The following is a 17417-nucleotide window of genomic DNA, read 5'->3' as shown; positions in this document are numbered from 1 at the left end:
TTTTTTTAAACCCCCCGTCCCAGAATAATCATCCTTCGGCTTCGTTTGGGATAGCTAAAAAAGCCCAGTCCCAAATTAACTGCCGTGCCGCTATACTGGTGCGCGGTCGTTTGCGAGTTCACGCGGCGACCCTTGGTAACCCGACTTCCCGCGCCGTATCCGTAACGGCGCTCCCGGGGGAAGCGGATATACGCAAAGGAGTTTTATATGAGCAATCCCTCGAACCGCGCTTCGATGCGCGGGCAACTCACGCTGCGCGGCGTCGTCATCGGCGTCCTTGGCTGCGTGATCATCACGGCAAGCTCGGCCTACACGGCCCTCAAGATGGGTGCACTCCCCTGGCCGATTATTTTCGCTGCCGTCATCTCGCTGTTCTTCCTGAAGCTCATGGGTGACGCCAGCCTCAACGAGGCCAACGTCACCCACACCATCATGTCCGCGGGCGCCATGGTCGCCGGCGGCCTGGCGTTTACCATCCCGGGCGCCTGGATGCTGGGCTATGCCGACCAGATCAGCTGGCTCGACATGTTTATCGTGGCACTCGCCGGCACCATCTTGGGCCTGCTGGCAACGGCGCTCATCCACCGCCACTTTATCGTGGACGCCGCGCTGGAGTTTCCCACCGGCAATGCCGCAGCTCAGACACTGCGCGCCACCGAGGCCGGCGGCAAGACCGGCAAGCAGCTCTTTGGCTCCATGGCCATCGCAGGCATCTACAGCGTGCTTCGCGACGCTCTGGGCGTGGTGCCCAGCATGCTGTGCACGCTCAATATCCCCGGCGTGACCTTTGCCATCTATAACTCGCCCATGCTGCTCTCCATCGGCTTTTTGGTTGGCTTCGCCCCGGTTGCCTTCTGGTTTGCCGGCGCGCTGCTAGGTAACTTTGGCATCATCGTGGGCGGCACCGCTGCCGGTCTATTCGACGTTGTGACTGCGCAGGGCATCGTCAAATCGCTCGGCATGGGCCTCATGATGGGCTTTGGCGTCGCCGTCGTCCTCAAGGACATCCTGCCGCAGGTCGCCGGCATCGCCCGCGGCCTCGCCGCCGACAGCTCCAGCGACACCGACGAGCAGTCGCTCATCTCGGGCTCGCTTAAGCTCGACGCCGGCATCATCGGCCTGGGTACTGCCGCCATCGCCGTGATCGTCGCCATCGCGCTCGACCTTGGCCCCGTCCCGGCCGTCATCGTCACGCTGTTCACCTTTGTCACCACCATCATGAGCGCGCAGAGCTGCGGCCAGACGGGCATCGACCCCATGGAGATCTTCGGCCTCATCGTCATGCTCATCGTGGCTGCCTTCGCACAGATCGCCCAGGTCAAGCTGTTCTTTATCGCCGGCATCGTGGCCGTGGCATGCGGCCTTGCGGGCGACGTCATGAACGACTTTAAGGCCGGCGCCGTGCTGGGCACCAATCCGCGTGCGCAGTGGATCGGCCAGGCCATCGGCGGCATCGTGGGCGCCCTGGTCGCCGCTGCCGTCATGGTCGCGCTTGTCACCGCCTATGGTCCGGATGCTTTCGGCCCCGACAAGAGCTTTGTGGCCGCGCAGGCAAGCGTCGTCGCCACCATGGTCTCGGGCATCCCGAGCGTGCCGTGGTTCGCAGGCGGCTTTATCGCCGGCATCGTCATGTACTGGCTCGGCATTCCGGCCATGATGATCGGCCTGGGCGTGTACCTGCCGTTCTACATGTCACTCACGGCATTCCTGGGCTCCTGTATCAAGCTCGCCTACGACAAGTGGTCCGCCCACCGCGACGCCACCGCTGGTCTTTCTGACGAGGAGAGGGCTGCCAAGGACGCCGCCTTCCAGGAGCAGGGCCTGGTTGTCGCCAGCGGCCTGCTCGGCGGCGAGTCCATCGTCGGCGTTATCCTGGCATTTGTCTCCGTGGGCTTAAGCCTGCTGGGCTAAGTCGAGCAGCTGCTCGACAGCAACCATATTGCCTACGGCTTGCCCGGTCGGTAGCTTTTGCGGCTGCTGACCGGGCTTTTTGAAATCGAAACAAAGAAAGGCCGGCGCGCTGCGTTTAACAGCGCGCCGGCCTTATCGGTTAAGCTATCGAAGCGTTCCTGCTATGAACCGAAGTTCGTTGCAGAAACTACGCTCGAAACGCTACATCTGCTTGCGACGACGATCGCTCAGCGTCACACCAGCGGCCACGAGGGTGATACCGCCGATGACGAACACCTCGCCCGCAAGAGCGGAATTGTCGCCAGTCTGGGCGAGCGCGGCAGGCGCAGCCTGTTTCTTGGCAACGGGGGCCTTTGCGGCGGCCTGCGTAACCTGGGGCTTGGCCTGAGGCTTGCTCTGCGGCTCGGCCTTGGGATGATACTTGTCGTACTCGGCCTGCGCGGCAGCCAGGGCATCCTTGGCATCTCCGAGCTCGGCCAGTGCGGCGGCATAGGCGTCGTTGGCATCGGACAGCTTGGCATCGGCATCGCTCAGAGCAGTCTTGAGGCCAGCGGCGGCATCGACGGCGGCCTTATAGCGAGCGTAGGCAGCGTTCAGCTTGACCAGCTTCTCGTTGCCCGTCGTGCCCGCGGCAAGGGATGCCTTGTGGTCGACAGCCTCAAGATCGGCCTTGAGTGCCTCATCGTTGGCAAGCTCGGCCTTGGCCTTGAAGATATCGAGGTTCGCATCGACGACGGCTTCGTTGGCGGCCTCGAGCTGCTTCTGGGCATCGGCGACACCGGCGACGGCAGCGTCATAGGCGGCCTTGGCGTCGTCGACCGCCTTCTGGGCACCGGCGAAGCGCTCGAAGGCCTTGTTTGCGGTGGCAAGCTCGTCCTCGGCGGCCTTGGCCTTCGCCTGTGCGTCGGACAGGGTCTGCGTCTTGGCGGCAACTGCCTGCTTGGCGCCCGAAAGAGCGGTCGCGGCGTGCACATCTGCGGCCTGAGCCTTGTCAACGCCAGCCTGGGCAGTGTCGTCGGCCTTCTTGGCATCGTCAAGCGTGCCCTGCTTGTTCGCAAGATCCGTCTTGGCGGCATCGCACTTGGCGGCAAGGTCCTTGACCGAAGCGGTAGCGTTGTCATACGCCTCTTTGGCCTGATCGGACTTTACCTTGGCAGCATCGCGGGCGCTGCGAGCCTTCGCCTTTTGAGCAGCGGCATCGGTTGCCTTTGCCTTGCCGTCAGCAAGCGTGACGTTTGCCTTATCGAGAGCTGCCTGGGCAGTAGCGGCCTCGCCCTTGGCGGCGTTGAGCTTGGTCTTGGGCGTCTTGACGTCGATACCCTTGAGTTTGGCTTCGGCGGCGGTGTAGGCGGACTTGGCGGCAGCAGTAGCGGACTGAGCCTTCTCGTACTCGCCCTTGGCGGTGTTCATGTTCACATCGGCTGCGGTGAAAGCGTCCTGGGCGGCATCCTGCCCGTTTACAGCTGCGAAGTAAGCTTCCCTAGTAGTTCCAAAGTTCTTCTGCGCCTCGGCGAGCTTGCCCTGAAGCTCCTTGAGTTGCGCCTTCTGCGCCTGCGTGCCGCCAGCGTTATAGGCAGAATCGATGTAGTCGTTGACGAGCTTCTTGAACTCGGAAACAGTGAAATCAGCCTGAGTGTCATCAGCGCTGTAATCGAATATGGTTACCTCGGAATCGGTGTTCTTACCGCTACCGGTCGCGATGCCGATAGCCACCGTAGCGGAATCGATAATGTTGAGATAGTGCCCGCAGGCGTCTCCTCTTTGATTGCCATTCTTATCTTTTGTACCGTGGTACACATCGTAATAGTTTTGGTAGATATAGTACGAATCATAGCGATGAGCCATGAGATCTTTGCCGGCCTCGCTATCCACACCGTACTTTTTAATCCAATTCTCGTAATTAACCTTCTCCTGAGTGTAGAGACCGGTGTAGGGCCAGCCCAGGGTATCCTCGGTCTCACCACCGGTATATGCACCGCCACCACCTGCGAGATTCTCAGCATTATCGAAGTAACAGTTCGAGTGATCCCAAATATTCGATGAATATGAGGCGTTGAGTGCAGCTGCTGCGGTCATGCGGAGGCTGACGCTGAGCGCCGACTGACCGTTCGCCTTGCGGAGGTTGTTCTGGGTGTCGAGATATGTCAGGGCGTTGCGCAGCTGTTCCAAGGAAAGCGGATTGGTGTCGCGAGACATGTCCTGATCGACGTAATCGTCATACCACTCGGCTTTGTCGTCAGCGCCGGTGAGTGTAGCCATTGCGTCCTTGGCGTTCGATTTCTGCATAGCCGTGAAATCGCTGCTGTTGCTGATGTAGGCCATAAAGCCGAGCATGCCCTTATTGATGACTTCCTGGTCAACGGTCATGTTGGACTTGAGGTCAGCAATCTGCTGCTCAAGAGCCTCAACCTGGACATTAGCAGCGTCATAAGCCTTTTCCGCGGCGTTCGAAGCAGCGCAGGCTGCCTCCCACTCACTGCGCTTCTGCTTGCGAACTTCGACAAGCTTATCGTACGCGGTCTTCTTGTCGGCCTCGGTCTGCTGGGCCTGCTCGTATGCCGTCTTCGCGGCGTCACGCTTACTGGCCGCGTCCTTGTACTCCTTGTTTGCCGCATCGTATGCAGACTGGGCAGATGCTACAGCAGCGTTGGCGGCGTTGGCCTTCTCCTGCGCGGCAGCGACGGCAGCCTGGGCGGCCTGCAGATTTGTCTGTGCGGTGGCGTCGGCATCCGTCGCGGCATTGAGCTCCGCCTGCGCGGTCTTGAGCTCACCAGCAGCAGCTTTCTTGGCGGCCTCAAGCGCACTCAGGTCAACACCCGTACCCGAGACGGCAGCATCGAGCGCGGCCTGCGCCTGGTTGAACTTCTGCTGGGCGTTATCGCGCGCGGTGGTTGCGGCTGCGAGAGCAGCGGCAGTCTCCTGCTTCTTGGCCTGGGCAGTCGTCAAAGCTGCCTCGGTATTCTGCTTTTCCTGCTGGGCGCTGGCCTCGGCAGCCTTGGCCTGGTCCAGATTGTCCTGTGCAGTAGTAACGGCCTTATTGGCGTCATCGAGCTTTGCCCGCGCGTCCTCGACGGCCTTCTTGGCGGCCTCGTACTCGTCCATACCCATGGCCTCGAGCTTGGCCTGGGCATCATCGAGGGCCTTCTTGGCCTCATCCTGCTTTGCCTTGGCGTCCTTGAGCGCCTGGGTCTTATCCTCGACACTCTTGTTGGCCTGTTCGAGCTGATCGTTCAGGTCGCCCAGCTTCTTCTGCTGCTGCTCGGTCTTTTCGACGGCTGCCTTAAGCTCGTCGATCTTCTCCTGAAGCGCGGCTACCTCGGCCTCGTTCTGCTCGGCGGCGTTATCGGTCACGGCCTGCGAGGCCTGATTCTTTTGCTGCTGTGCCTGCTTTTGAGACTGGCCCGCCGCGTCGGCCTTCTTCTGGGCGGCATCGTAGGCGGCCTGAGCGTCCTTGAGCTGCTTTGCCGACTCCTCGGCCAGCTGGGCAGCCGTCTTTACGACCGCTTGGTTACCGGCGGCAACGGTGTTCTCTACAGAACTACCCCCCCCCTGAACAGAATCGCCGTTATCGGTTGACGGTGCGGCGATTGCCGCCAGCGGCGACATGAGCGGCTGAGCGATGAGGCCCGCCGTCAAAACGGTTGCGACGGCGCGGTTAGCAACGCCCTTGACGTTGGCAGTCTTGGCCCGAGGCTCAAAGTGTTGTGGACTGTAGTTTGCCATGGCTTTCTCCCTTTGACACGGATGTATCCATACGTATCAAACGGTAGCTGTCGATTTTTGAATTCTGTTGCGCAACATTGACGACCAGCGTATTTTTTGAAATTCACGCTCTCGTGCTTCACAGTTTCGTCACATTTGAAGGAGCTGGTGCATCATATTCTCGCGGGATGGAATTGAGCCTGTGATTTGCATTTGCTCCCGCGTCATCCGCCCTATCGGATTCTGCATCCAACAGACACCCCGCCCGCCACGGTGTAGAGTTAGGACAACGGGCGCGTTGCGCGGACCGCGCTGGAACGAGGTGGACATGGAACTCGACAAACAACAGATCAAGCGACTACGCGAACGCCATCACCGGCGCCACGGCATCCGCCCTGCCCATAGTGAGGCTGCCGAGCAGACTGGTCGCTTTTTAAAGCGCGCGTTCAACATTCGCGAGGGACGCGCGCCCTATCACGTGATCCGCAAGCGTTTTGTAAACGGGGCGCGTCTGACTGGCTCTCACCTGTGTATCCTCATCATCGCCATGCTCATCGCAAGCATCGGCCTCGATATCGATTCGGACATCGCCATCGTGGGCGCCATGCTCATCTGCCCGCTTATGGGATCGGTCCTTGCCATGGCATACGGCATCGCCACGCTCGACCGCGAGATCACCCTTGAGGCCGTCGCGAGCTTGGCTCTACAGATGGCCTTTTGCCTGGTCACGTCCACGTTGTACTTTAAGCTCTCGCCCCTTGGCACCACCACGGCCGCCATCATCGACAATTCGACACCGACTGTTTGGGACCTTGCCGTCGCGCTCGCGGGCGGCTTTGCGGGTGGCCTGGGCAACTCGCGCGACCAGGAACCCGCCACGCTCATCGCCGGCGTAGCCGTGGCGACCGCGCTCATGCCGCCCCTGTGCGCGGCGGGCTACGGCATCGCCATCGCAAGCGGGTCGCTGTTTCTCTCGGCGCTTTACGAGTTTGGCATCAATGTAGTCTTTATCGCACTGGCTGCCGAAGCCGTGCTGCTTCTTTTGCGCGTGCCGCTCAAGCGCGACCTGAACGGCGACGGCATTGTGACCGCCAAGGAAAACGCCGAGGTCAACGAGCTGTCACGCAAAGTGCGCCGCCGCATCATCGTGGGAACGGTCATCTTTGCCATCCCCTGCATCGTTATGACCGCAGGCTCCATTGGATCGGCGCAGGCCGGCGTGCAGGACGGCTACGGCGTCACCGAGACCACGCGCGAGCTTGCCGCGGTGCTGCCGGGCTTTAAGGATTACACCGTCGCCGTCGAGACCTCGGCCACCGAAGGGGACGAAGAAGGCATCGTCGAGCGCGAAATCGTCGCCCATGTGACGACAGGCGAGGCGCTTGGGGCGCACGACCGCCGTGTCGCCCGCAAACTCATCGACCTCAATGTGCCCGAGCTCGATCGTGTGGAGTTTGACGTAAAGTGATGCGGGACGCGAGGTGGGCCCGGCACGAGAGCGCAGCCGCGGGGCGCAGGCACAGCCAAGCGCAGCGCTACAGCTCGTACTTGTACACGCGGTAGATGTACTTCTCGGCTTCCATCTCGTAGGTGGCGATGGGCAGTCCATAGCGATCGTACTCGGTAAAGGTCTTGGCCTGGCCCGATGCCACGAGCATACTATCTGAATCGCCGACGCGCTGTGCACTGCTTACGTAGCCCGAGAACGGCACTGCGACCTGGTCCTCGAGCTCGTAGGTGCGCGCGTTCTCGTCCACCGTAAAGATGCGCCCAAACGAATGCGTTCCCTTGCTGTAGTCGGTCACCACCGCGGCGCCCAGCTGGCCCCAGTCGAACTTGGGATAGCTCTCGGCCGCGCCAAAGTTGTTGTCGTACAGCAGTACCTGGTAGCGACCGGTTGTTACCGTATCGTCGTTTGGCAGATAGGTCACACTGTGCTGGCCCGCATTGAGCGAAAAATCGCCTTGGGCCTGCAGCAACTTGTCCTCAAAGCCCGAACCGGCCCAAAAATCGGACAAGCCCACGGAAGGCTGTAGCAAGGTCATTTACGCAACATATGTCCAGAAAAAGCGGGTGGTAGCCGGTACGGCTGCCACCCGTTTGTCCCATATCTAGCCCATAGCAGGCCAGTTACTTCTTAATGCCGCGTCCCAGGCGCTCGGCGACCGATGCCACGGCCTCCTCGCTGGCCGGCCCGCAGCTCACACAGCCGTCATGAGCACGCATCTGGCCGGTGACCTCGTCCATCGCGAGCGGCGCCACCTTCTCGAGCTTAAAGCCCTTACCGGCGCGCATGTTCTCCTTGGCCACACTGATCATGAGCTTAATACGGTTGAGCTGGTTGACCTCGGATGCACCGGGGTCGTAGTCCACCGCGACGATGTTGCTCTCGGGGTGCTGACGGCGCAGTTCCTTGATCACGGCCTTACCCACCACATGGTTAGGCAGGCACGCGAAGGGCTGCGTGCAGATGATGTTGGGCGCGCCATGGTCAATCAGGTCGAGCATCTCGGCCGTGAGCAACCAGCCCTCGCCCATGTTGTTGCACACCGAAAGCACCGTGCGGGCCTTGTCGGCCATGGTGCCGATGCGCTCGGGCGCCTCAAAGCGGCGAGACTTTTCGAGCATCTCCTCCACCGGCGTGCGCATCCAGTCCACAAGCTTGATGAGCGCCTGCATGCCCGCACGCGTCGTGGCAGAGCTACCCAACTCGTCCTTCTGCAGCTCGGCGTTGCTCATAGAGTACAGGAAGAAGTCGAGCAGGCCCGGCACCACGGCCTCGCAGCCCTCGCGCTCGATAACGTCGACCACGTGGTTGTTGGCTGTGGGGTGGAACTTGACCAGGATCTCACCGACCACGCCCACGCGCGGCTTGGTGCCCTCGCCCACGAGCGGCATGGTGTCGAACGCGCGGATGGCCTCGCGGCACAGCTTGGTGTAGTTGTGGCGGTTAAACTTGGGCGCCAGCTTGCGAGCGCGCGCCATGTACTCCTCGTAGAGTGCGTTCGCCGCACCGGGCGTGGCCTCGTACGGACGGCAGCGGTAGAGCATCTGCATCATCACGTCGCCAAAGAGCACCGCGTAGACTGCCTGCTTAAGCAGCGCCGGCGTAATCTTAAAGCCGGGGTTGTCCTCGCCGAGCGCCACAGCCGAAAGCGAGATCACCGGAATCTCAGGGTGACCGCTCTCGCGCAGGGCTTTGCGAATGAGCGCGATGTAGTTGGTAGCACGGCAGCCGCCGCCGGTCTGGCTGATGACCACGGCGGTCTTGGACAGGTCGTACCGACCGCTCTCGATGGCCTCCATAATCTGGCCCGTCACCAGAATCGACGGGTAGCAAATGTCATTGTTCACATAGCGCAGACCGGCCTCGACGGCATCGTGGTCGGTCGAGGGCAGCAGCTCCAAGTTGTAGCCGGCACCGCGAAACACCTCTTTGACCAGGTCAAAGTGGATCGGCGCCATCTGCGGGCACAGGATGGTGTAGCCCTCGTCGCGCATCTGCTCGGTAAAGGGCACCTTAGGCCACGCGGTCGATGCGCTCTCACGCTGCGCCTCAAACGTGTACTTGCGGCTCGCGAACGCGGGGGCATCCGTGGAGGGCGCCACCGGCGCGGCATCGCCCTGCTCGTAGGCCTCGCCCGCGGCCGTGGCCTCGGCCAAGCGCTCGGCCTCCTGGTCCTTAAGCGCGGCCATGAGCGAGCGGATGCGGATGCGCGCGGCACCCAGGTTGGACACCTCGTCGATCTTGAGCACGGTGTAAATCTTGCCGCTGGCTTCCAGGATCTCCTGCACCTGGTCGGTGGTCAGGGCGTCCAAGCCGCAGCCGAAGGAGTTGAGCTGGATCAGGTCCAGATCGTTGCGCATCGTCACAAAACGGGCCACGGCGTACAGGCGACTGTGGTACATCCACTGGTCGACGACGCGAATCGGACGCTCGGGCTTTACCAGATGCGCGAGCGAATCCTCGGTAAAGACCGCAAAGCCAAAGCTCGAGATAAGCTCGGGCAGGGCGTGGTTGATCTCGGGGTCGTTATGGTAGGGACGACCGGCGAGTACGATGCCGTGGCCGCCGTGGTCCTCGACCCACTTAAGAGCCTCCTCGCCCATAGTCTGGATGTCCTCGTGGAAACGCGCATCGGCCTCAAAGGCAGCGTTGACGGCGGCATCGACCTCGGAGCGCGTAATCTTGGGACCACGCACGCGACCGCGACCGGCCTCTGCATCGGCCACGCGGTCGACGGCGAGCACCTGGTACAGGCGGCGCTTGAGCTCGGTCTTGTCGTGATAAGGCACAAACGGATACAGGAACTCGATGTTCTGCTCGCGGATCTCATCAATATTGAGCGCCAGCGCCGTGGGGTAGCTCATGACGATGGGGCAGTTGTAACAGTTGCCAGCCGTCGGATCCTCCTTGCGCTCCCAGCGCACGCACGGCATCCAGATAAAGTCGACGTCACGGTCGATAAGGTTCATCACGTGGCCGTGGCTCATCTTGGCCGGATAGCACACGCTCTCGGACGGCATGGACTCGATGCCCGCCTGGTAGGTCTTCTTGCTCGACTGGTCGGACAGCTGCACGCTAAAGCCCAAGCGCGTAAAGAACGCATGCCAGAAGGGGTAGTTCTCGTACATGTTGAGTGCACGCGGGATACCCACGGTGCCGCGCGGGGCCTCGTCGGGGCTCAGCACCTCGCGGTTAAAGAGCAGCTCGTTTTTCTTTTTGAAGAGGTTGGGGGCCTCGGTCTTCTGCTTTTTGTGGCCGGCACCCTTCTCGCAGCGGTTGCCGGTAATGAAGCGCCTGCCGCCGCCAAAGTCGTTGACGGTGAGCTGGCAGTTGTTGGAGCAGCGACCGCAGCGGACGTGCTTTTGCGTCACGGTGAGGTGCGCGATGTCCTCGGCCGAAAGGATGGTCGAGGTGCCGTCGGCGCCGGCGCGATCGCGGGCGAGCAGGGCCGCACCGTAGGCGCCCATGCAGCCGGCGATGTCGGGACGCACGGCATGAACGCCGGTGAGCTGCTCAAACGCGCGCAGCGTGGCATCGGACATAAAGGTGCCGCCCTGAACGATCACCTGGCTGCCGATCTCCTTGGGGTCGCGCAGCTTAATGACCTTGAACAAGGCGTTCTTGATGACGGAATAGGACAGGCCGGCCGCAATGTCGCCCACCGTGGCGCCTTCCTTTTGCGCCTGCTTGACGCGCGAGTTCATAAAGACCGTGCAGCGACTGCCCAGGTCGACCGGGGCCTTGGCATGGATGGCGGCGTCGGCGAACGCGCGCACGTCCATGTTCATAGAGACGGCGAAGCTCTCGATAAAGCTACCGCAACCCGACGAGCAGGCCTCGTTGAGCATGATGTGCTCGATAACGCCGTCCTTGACGCGCAGGCACTTCATGTCCTGGCCGCCGATGTCCAGAATGAACTCCACGCCGGGCAGGAATGCCTTGGCGCCACGCAGGTGCGCGACGGTCTCGATCTCGCCGGAGTCGGCCTTGAGGGCCTCGATGAGCAGCGCCTCGCCGTAGCCCGTGGTGGTCACGTGGCCGATGGTGCAGCCTGCAGGGATATGGTTGTAGAAATCGGCCATGATGACCTTGGCCGTGCCCAGGATGTCGCCGTTGTTGTTGCCGTACCAGGTGTGCAACAGCTGGCCGTCCTCGCCCACGAGCGCGGCCTTCATGGTGGTGGAACCGGCGTCGATGCCAATGAACACGCGGCCGGTGTAGCCGTCGAGCTTGCCCTTGGGGACGACTTCCTGGTCGTGGCGGGTTTTGAACTCGGCGAAGTCCTCGTCGGTGGCAAAGAGCGGATCCAGGCGCTCGACCTCGGCACCCTGTGTGTCACCCAGGGCATCGATAGCCTCGATGAGCTGCGGGAACGTGCTGAGCTTGTTGGACTCATGCGCCATGGCGGCGCCGCTCGCCACAAACAGGTGAGCGTTTTGGGGCACAATGCGGTGCTCCTCGTCCAGGTTGAGCGTAAGGTAGAAGCGGTGGCGCAGCTCGGAGAGGTACTGCAGCGGGCCGCCCAGGAAGGCGACGTTGCCGCGGATGGGACGGCCGCACGCCAGGCCCGAGATAGTCTGGGTCACGACAGCCTGGAAGATGGAGGCCGCCACGTCCTCGGGGCGGGCGCCTTCGTTGAGCAGCGGCTGGACGTCGGTCTTGGCAAAGACGCCGCAGCGGCTGGCGATTGGATAGATGGTGGTGGCGTTGGCCGCGAGCTCGTTGAGGCCGCTGGCGTCGGTGTGCAGCAGAGTGGCCATCTGGTCGATGAACGCGCCAGTGCCGCCGGCGCAGGTGCCGTTCATGCGCTGCTCGATGCCGTTGTCGAAGTAGATGATCTTGGCGTCCTCGCCGCCCAGCTCGATGGCGACATCGGTGGCCGGGATAAGGGTCTCGACGGCACGCTTGCTGGCGATGACCTCCTGGACAAACTCCAGGTCGAGCCATTGGGACAGCAGCAGGCCGCCCGAGCCGGTAATGGCGCAGGTCATCTGGGCCGTCGGCAGCACGGTCGCAGCACCCTCGAACAGGTCGCGAGCGCAGGCGCGGACGTCGGTGTGGTGGCGCTGGTACTTGGCATAGACGATCTGGTTGTCGTCGTTGAGCACGGCGAGCTTAACGGTGGTGGAACCCACGTCGATGCCCAAGTGCAGGTTGCCACGAGCGTTCTCGGGGTTGAAGATCGCGCCTTCGGGGGCGTGGGCGGCGGTGACGGCTACGGGCTCAGCGGCGGTGGCGGGCTCGCTAGCGATGGACGTCTCCCCTGCCGCGTTCTTGGCCTCGGCAACCGCCTCGGCGACCTTCTCGGCAGCGGCAGTCGCGGCCTTCTGCGCGGCGTCCACCACGGCGGGCGCAGCCTCGCGTGCGGCAGCGACCACACGGTCTTTAATGCCCTCGACGAGTTTGCTCATTGTCTCTCCTCTTAGTTGTTGGACTCGACGGTTGCGGTGGTGTCGACCGCGTCCTCGAGCTGCAGGTTCAATAGCTTCATGCCGTATTCCGGCACGTTGATATCGATGGGTTGGCCATACAGATCACCAGGGCGCACAAAAGCGAGCACCGTCATAATGCGCGCCATGGCCTCGGGCGATTCGGTGAGCCCGCGCTCAAACCAGCGCTGAATCATGCCGACCTCGGCGCTCACGACGTAGGTAACGTAGTAGTCAAAGAACGTGCCCAGCGCCAGGCCCAAAATGCCCGTCTGTGCACGCGGCACCACGGCCTCGCGTGCGGTATCGATGATCTTTTTAATAAAGGCGGGGTCGCCGCCCGGGCCCAGCAGCGATCCGATTAAATCGCGGTTGGCCGCAAGGTAGCGCAGCAACTCAACCGAACCGGGTGCCGGCTCGAGCTCATCGATGTTGTGATAGAGATCGGGCAGCTGAGCTGCGGTGATGAGCTCAATGCGCTCACGGATCTCGGCCAGCAAGCCGTCCTCGATTTGATTGATAAAGTCGGGGATATCGCGGTAGTGCGAATAGAACGTGCGGCGCGTAAGGCCAGCGCGCTCGGTGAGCGACGCGACATTAATGCGCGAAAGGTCGCCGCTTTCGGCAAGCTCGCTGGCAAGTGCCTGGCGAAGGGCACGCTGCGAGCGAAGGGACCGGCGGTCGCATTTTTCGAGCTGGGACAAGCGTCCTCCTTGTTACTCAGTCTGTGCGCTATTGCACAGTGCGAGTATTATTGCACACCGTGTGTATCAACACGTAAAGGCAATATTTAGGATGTGACGAAGGGGCAGCCTCTTTGTCACATCCAGCGACCGCCTAGGTTGTGCCGGTTGTGCCAGGCTTTTAGAGCGGCATTACCGATTGTCCAAAATGTCATTCGTGGGTAGAATAGTGTCGACGGCAGCCCAAGTTCTGGAAAGCTGGGCAGCGCCGTTGCTTGGATTAAGGGGTCAACGCCTTAGCGGCGGCGACCCCTTTTACGTTGCTTCGAACGTTGCTTGAGTGCCTCGGAAAGCCCGACGAGCGCTGTGAAGAACGAGACCAAAGCGGTCAGAAGTCTCACAAAATCAATCAGATCGGTCATGGGCATCACCTCCCATCAGATGGAGGGCGTTGCCCGGCACATGGAACTGCCGTCAACAGTATCAATTCTATCAAAGCGCAGTTAGGTATGCGAATGTTTGTTCGTATTTCAAGAGACCAGCGTCACCTGTGACAAAGGGGCTATCCCTTTGTCACATTATTCGATGACGGTGCGGGAGTTTTGCTTGCGCATGGTGGCGAGCATGTGTTTGGGGACGGCATGAACCATGCAACTGCCGATAGTTGCACTCGCGGCGGCCTTGGCGGCATCGCTGCCGTTTTTGGTCGCGTAGCTGTGGCGGAAACGTTTGAGCATGGCAATGTCGTTGCCGCCGTCGCCGTAGACCGCGACCTCGTCCTCGGCAATGCCGTAGTAGCCCGCCAGCCAGGACACACTCTCGCCCTTGTTGCACGCCACGTCCGTGATCTCGAACATCACCGGATCGAACGGCGCGTTGACCACGCGGTCCGATCGCTCGGCCAAATATGCCTTAAGGTCGCGCTCCAGCTCGGGCGAGGTCACGCGGCAGTTGATCTTGCACACATCGTGGCGAAGGATGTCACCGATCGACTGGTCGAAATACTGTTCCTCGTGATAGCCGCCACGCGCGCGCATGCCGCGCATCACGATGCGCTTGATAGGGCTGTCCTTTTTAAAGCCCGCCTGATGCATCTCGAACGAACCGCTCGAGAACATGCCATCGGGTGTGGAGCAATCAAAGCAAATGTCCGGGAATGCCTTGAGCAGCTCCTCGGTAACCTGCGGATCGATGGTCCAGGTCTTGAGCACCTCGCCATGGCAGTCGCGCACGATGGACCCATTGGAGCAGCAGGCGTCAAGCGCCAGCCCCGTAAAGCCATGCTCGCCGATTGGCAACGTCGAGCGCCCGGTCGCGGGAACCACATGCAGGCCAGCCTCGGTCAGCTCGCGAATGGCGCGGCGGATGGTCCCGTCTGCCTCGTGCAGGGCGTTCAGCAGCGTTCCGTCTAAGTCACTCGCAAACATCTTGATCATGGGCACGCCTCTCCTTCGTCTGCACGATATTGTAGACGAAGGAGAGGCGTGCCCAAACAATGCCGTCCCGGCGCGGCGTACCACCGCCTCCACAAATTCACGGTGCCCCAGTGCGTTAAGACAATCGCCACAAGCGACTTTTCAGCCGATAAAACAGCACCGTCGTCAACGTCAACACCGCCAGCATGCCTGCGAATACAATCGCCGGTGTCCATCGATCATATGCAACCCCGTACGTCAATTGGCCGATAGGTGTTGCGCAGGAAAGGACCATGTAAACGACCGAAAGCACTTTTCCGCAGAGCTCAGTCGGCGCTGCCCGTTGAACAAACGCGATGATTTCAACCGACGCAATGGCTGCCCACACCATGACCCATGCCGAACCAACCGCAAACACGGTGAACACCCATACATCTGTGCCGAACAGTAGCGTGACAATAATCGGTACGACTCCTAAACAGATCATCGCAACATATTGACATATGCCCTTGAAGGAAAAACGATGCGGCCAAATACCGACCAAACCACTGCCGACAAGACCACCTAAGCCCATAGCCACCTCAATAATCCCAACAAAGGATGACTGCATTCCGAGATGCTTTGCAACAATAACGGGAGCACCAATCGTTAACCCAACTAACGCAAGGTTCAAAATAGCCGCAATCAAAAACACAACGAGCAATGATGAGTTTTGAGACAGGTACCGAATCAACTCCCGAAAATCGTTTCGGCGTGTCGTACGAGTCGCGCCGTCTCCCATCGTTTCAGATGAGGCATTTTGCTTGAGTGCGCCCCCGAACAGCAGGGCTGAAATCGTAAACGTCAACGCCGCGGTTTCGCATAGAGTATCGATACCAAAGCACCCATAGACTGCCGTCCCGACTACAGGCCCCAAGATATTGCTCATCATGATTATCTGCGAGACCAACGCAGTGGCACGCTCAACCTTTTCTTGGCCCGTCATGCACACCGCCTCAATTTGAAGCATCGGTTTCAGCAGCGATTGGATGCCATATTGGACGCAAAGCATTGCTGCCACGACAACCGCAAGAGGCAGCGAACGCTTCATGGGGATAAACAGCAGTGATGCAGCCATCAGAACAATGCCGAGTACCACAAGAACCCCGCGACGTCTTCCCCGATCCGCCAAAATCCCGCCAACCGGAGTCGCGAGCACGCCCGGTATGAACGCTATCGCCGCGACGGCGCCATATAACGTTGAGGAGCCGCTGCAATCGAACAAGTAAAGCGGGCACGCAAAGCACAGTGCCGACAGCATCGAATACGCACACAGCTGTGCAACAAGAAGACCAAATAGCCTGATAGATCGCACTGTTTTTGGCGCCAATGAAACGCTAATTCTTCGCATCCCAGCCATAAGCCTGCCCCCAAATACATACTGTTAGTATGTATTTAATGACTTGAAAAGGGCAGCCGTGGCTACCCTCACAAATCAATTACATACCGTTGGTATCTATATTACCACCCGGCACGGTTCCATACGTCCCAAATCTGGGCCGTTGTCTGGAGCACTTCATTACCCAAATCAAGCCCCACCGCGGCCGCCATCTGCGCCAAACATTGTGCGCGAGCAAGCATTCGCTCCTTGGGCTCGAGCGGACGGAACAATGGCAGCAGCCAAAGATTCGCTAACAACGATACGGCCTCCGCTGCTTCGCGCGGGCATTCGCACGCAATGGAGCCGTCGGCGATGCCCTCCTCGATTACTGGCAAGAGATTGCCATCGGCCGACTCGTCAAACGAACCTTGGTACTGCATCGCCAGCAGCCGCGAGCTTTTTACCGGATCTGCCGCAGGATGCATGCGAGTCCATAGCTCGATTTGCGGAACGACGGACTCGGGCGCATAAAGTCGTTTGAGCTTTTGAGCTCCCGTCATATTGCCAGCACCGAGTGTCGCGCGACGGTGCTCAGCAATCGGAGCCGTTGCCCGATCAAATGCGGCGTTGAAAATCTCCTCTTTGCTCTTAAAGTGATGATAGACAGCACCCTTGGTCATGCCATCGAGGCGGTCGACGATGTCTTGAATGCTCGTCCCCTCATAACCCTGTACGCAGAATAGCTCCAGCGCCGCGTCGAGAATCTTCGCGACAGTCTCCTCGGGATATTTATTACGACCCATAATCCGTCCATCCACAACGCAAGTCTTGTGCCTCATTGCAGCATTTTAACGTTGCGGATGGTAGACGGTCGATTCTACACCGCGGCGGGACCGTGTTCGCCAGTACGTATGCGAATAACTTCCTCGACCGGCTCGACCCAGATCTTGCCGTCGCCGACGGCACCGGTGCGAGCGGCGCTGCAGATAATGTCGACAATGCCGTCGACATGCTCATCGGCGCAAATGAGCGTGAACTGCACCTTAGGAATCGTGTTGACAAGCAACTCGTTGCCGCGCACGTATTCCTTCCAGCCATGCTGTGCGCCGCAGCCCTGCACCTGGTTGATAGTCATGCCACGAACATCGGCAGCAAACAGAGCGTCTTTAAGAACCTCAAGCTTCTCGGCACGAACGATCGCCGTAATCTTCTTCATAGTGAATTCCTCTCTTCAAAAAAAGAAATGAATTGTCCCTCACATGGCACGAGGTTTCCAGGTGCCACAGACCAACCTTGTAGATCAGATAAGTGCAACTAACAGGTCTTAGCAGGTTTCCCAAGTGCCGCAGATCGGCCTGAAAGAGGAGTGCCGCGTACTTAAGGTACGCAAACGACGATTGAAGGCCGAGG

Annotated in this window: 11 protein-coding genes; 2 read left to right on the top strand and 9 right to left on the bottom strand. The window is 60.4% G+C overall.

Annotation, left to right across the window (positions count from 1 at the left end; genetic code table 11):
- Positions 1–207 precede the first annotated feature (207 nt).
- On the top strand, positions 208–1911 hold the full coding sequence (locus DWY51_RS05245) for an OPT/YSL family transporter (RefSeq protein ID WP_117770096.1): 1704 nt from the start codon (positions 208–210) through the stop codon (positions 1909–1911).
- A gap of 201 nt (positions 1912–2112) precedes the next feature.
- Here DWY51_RS05245 and DWY51_RS05240 read toward each other — a convergent pair whose 3' ends face one another.
- Positions 2113–5634, bottom strand: a complete 3522-nt coding sequence (locus DWY51_RS05240) for a CAP domain-containing protein (RefSeq protein ID WP_117770095.1) — start codon at positions 5632–5634, stop codon at positions 2113–2115.
- A 307-nt stretch (positions 5635–5941) separates the two neighbouring features.
- On the opposite strand from DWY51_RS05240, the gene DWY51_RS05235 reads away from it, so the two are divergent.
- On the top strand, positions 5942–7081 hold the full coding sequence (locus DWY51_RS05235) for a DUF389 domain-containing protein (RefSeq protein WP_117770094.1): 1140 nt from the start codon (positions 5942–5944) through the stop codon (positions 7079–7081).
- A gap of 67 nt (positions 7082–7148) precedes the next feature.
- Here the strand turns inward: DWY51_RS05235 and DWY51_RS05230 are convergent, their stop codons facing one another.
- The 8 genes from DWY51_RS05230 to DWY51_RS05200 all read right to left on the bottom strand — a co-directional run bounded on the left by DWY51_RS05230 (position 7149) and on the right by DWY51_RS05200 (position 17223).
- Positions 7149–7658 (bottom strand): aryl-sulfate sulfotransferase, encoded by a 510-nt coding sequence (locus tag DWY51_RS05230; protein WP_117770093.1) that lies wholly within the window; start codon positions 7656–7658, stop codon positions 7149–7151.
- A gap of 85 nt (positions 7659–7743) precedes the next feature.
- Positions 7744–12531 carry a 2-hydroxyacyl-CoA dehydratase gene (locus DWY51_RS05225; protein WP_117770092.1) on the bottom strand — a complete coding sequence of 1596 codons (4788 nt, stop codon included), beginning with the start codon at positions 12529–12531 and terminating at the stop codon, positions 7744–7746.
- Positions 12532–12542: 11 nt separating this feature from the next.
- Positions 12543–13253: a TetR/AcrR family transcriptional regulator gene (locus DWY51_RS05220; protein WP_117770091.1), complete on the bottom strand. Its 711-nt coding sequence runs from the start codon at positions 13251–13253 to the stop codon at positions 12543–12545.
- A 275-nt stretch (positions 13254–13528) separates the two neighbouring features.
- Positions 13529–13654: a hypothetical protein gene (locus DWY51_RS09725; RefSeq protein ID WP_255413493.1), complete on the bottom strand. Its 126-nt coding sequence runs from the start codon at positions 13652–13654 to the stop codon at positions 13529–13531.
- A gap of 156 nt (positions 13655–13810) precedes the next feature.
- A complete protein-coding gene (locus DWY51_RS05215; protein ID WP_117770090.1) occupies positions 13811–14668 on the bottom strand; it encodes an HAD-IIB family hydrolase in 858 nt (285 codons plus the stop codon).
- Between the two features lie 115 nt (positions 14669–14783).
- Positions 14784–16046: an MFS transporter gene (locus DWY51_RS05210; protein WP_117770089.1), complete on the bottom strand. Its 1263-nt coding sequence runs from the start codon at positions 16044–16046 to the stop codon at positions 14784–14786.
- A gap of 101 nt (positions 16047–16147) precedes the next feature.
- Positions 16148–16810 (bottom strand): TetR/AcrR family transcriptional regulator, encoded by a 663-nt coding sequence (locus DWY51_RS05205; protein ID WP_158556913.1) that lies wholly within the window; start codon positions 16808–16810, stop codon positions 16148–16150.
- Between the two features lie 74 nt (positions 16811–16884).
- Positions 16885–17223 (bottom strand): P-II family nitrogen regulator, encoded by a 339-nt coding sequence (locus DWY51_RS05200; RefSeq protein WP_055286814.1) that lies wholly within the window; start codon positions 17221–17223, stop codon positions 16885–16887.
- Between the last annotated feature and the right edge of the window lie 194 nt (positions 17224–17417).

It is taken from the genome of Collinsella sp. AF25-2LB, assembly GCF_003458415.1.
Taxonomy (GTDB): domain Bacteria; phylum Actinomycetota; class Coriobacteriia; order Coriobacteriales; family Coriobacteriaceae; genus Collinsella.
Note: the sequence above shows the minus strand (reverse complement) of the source record. Positions and strands in the feature narration are given on the sequence as shown.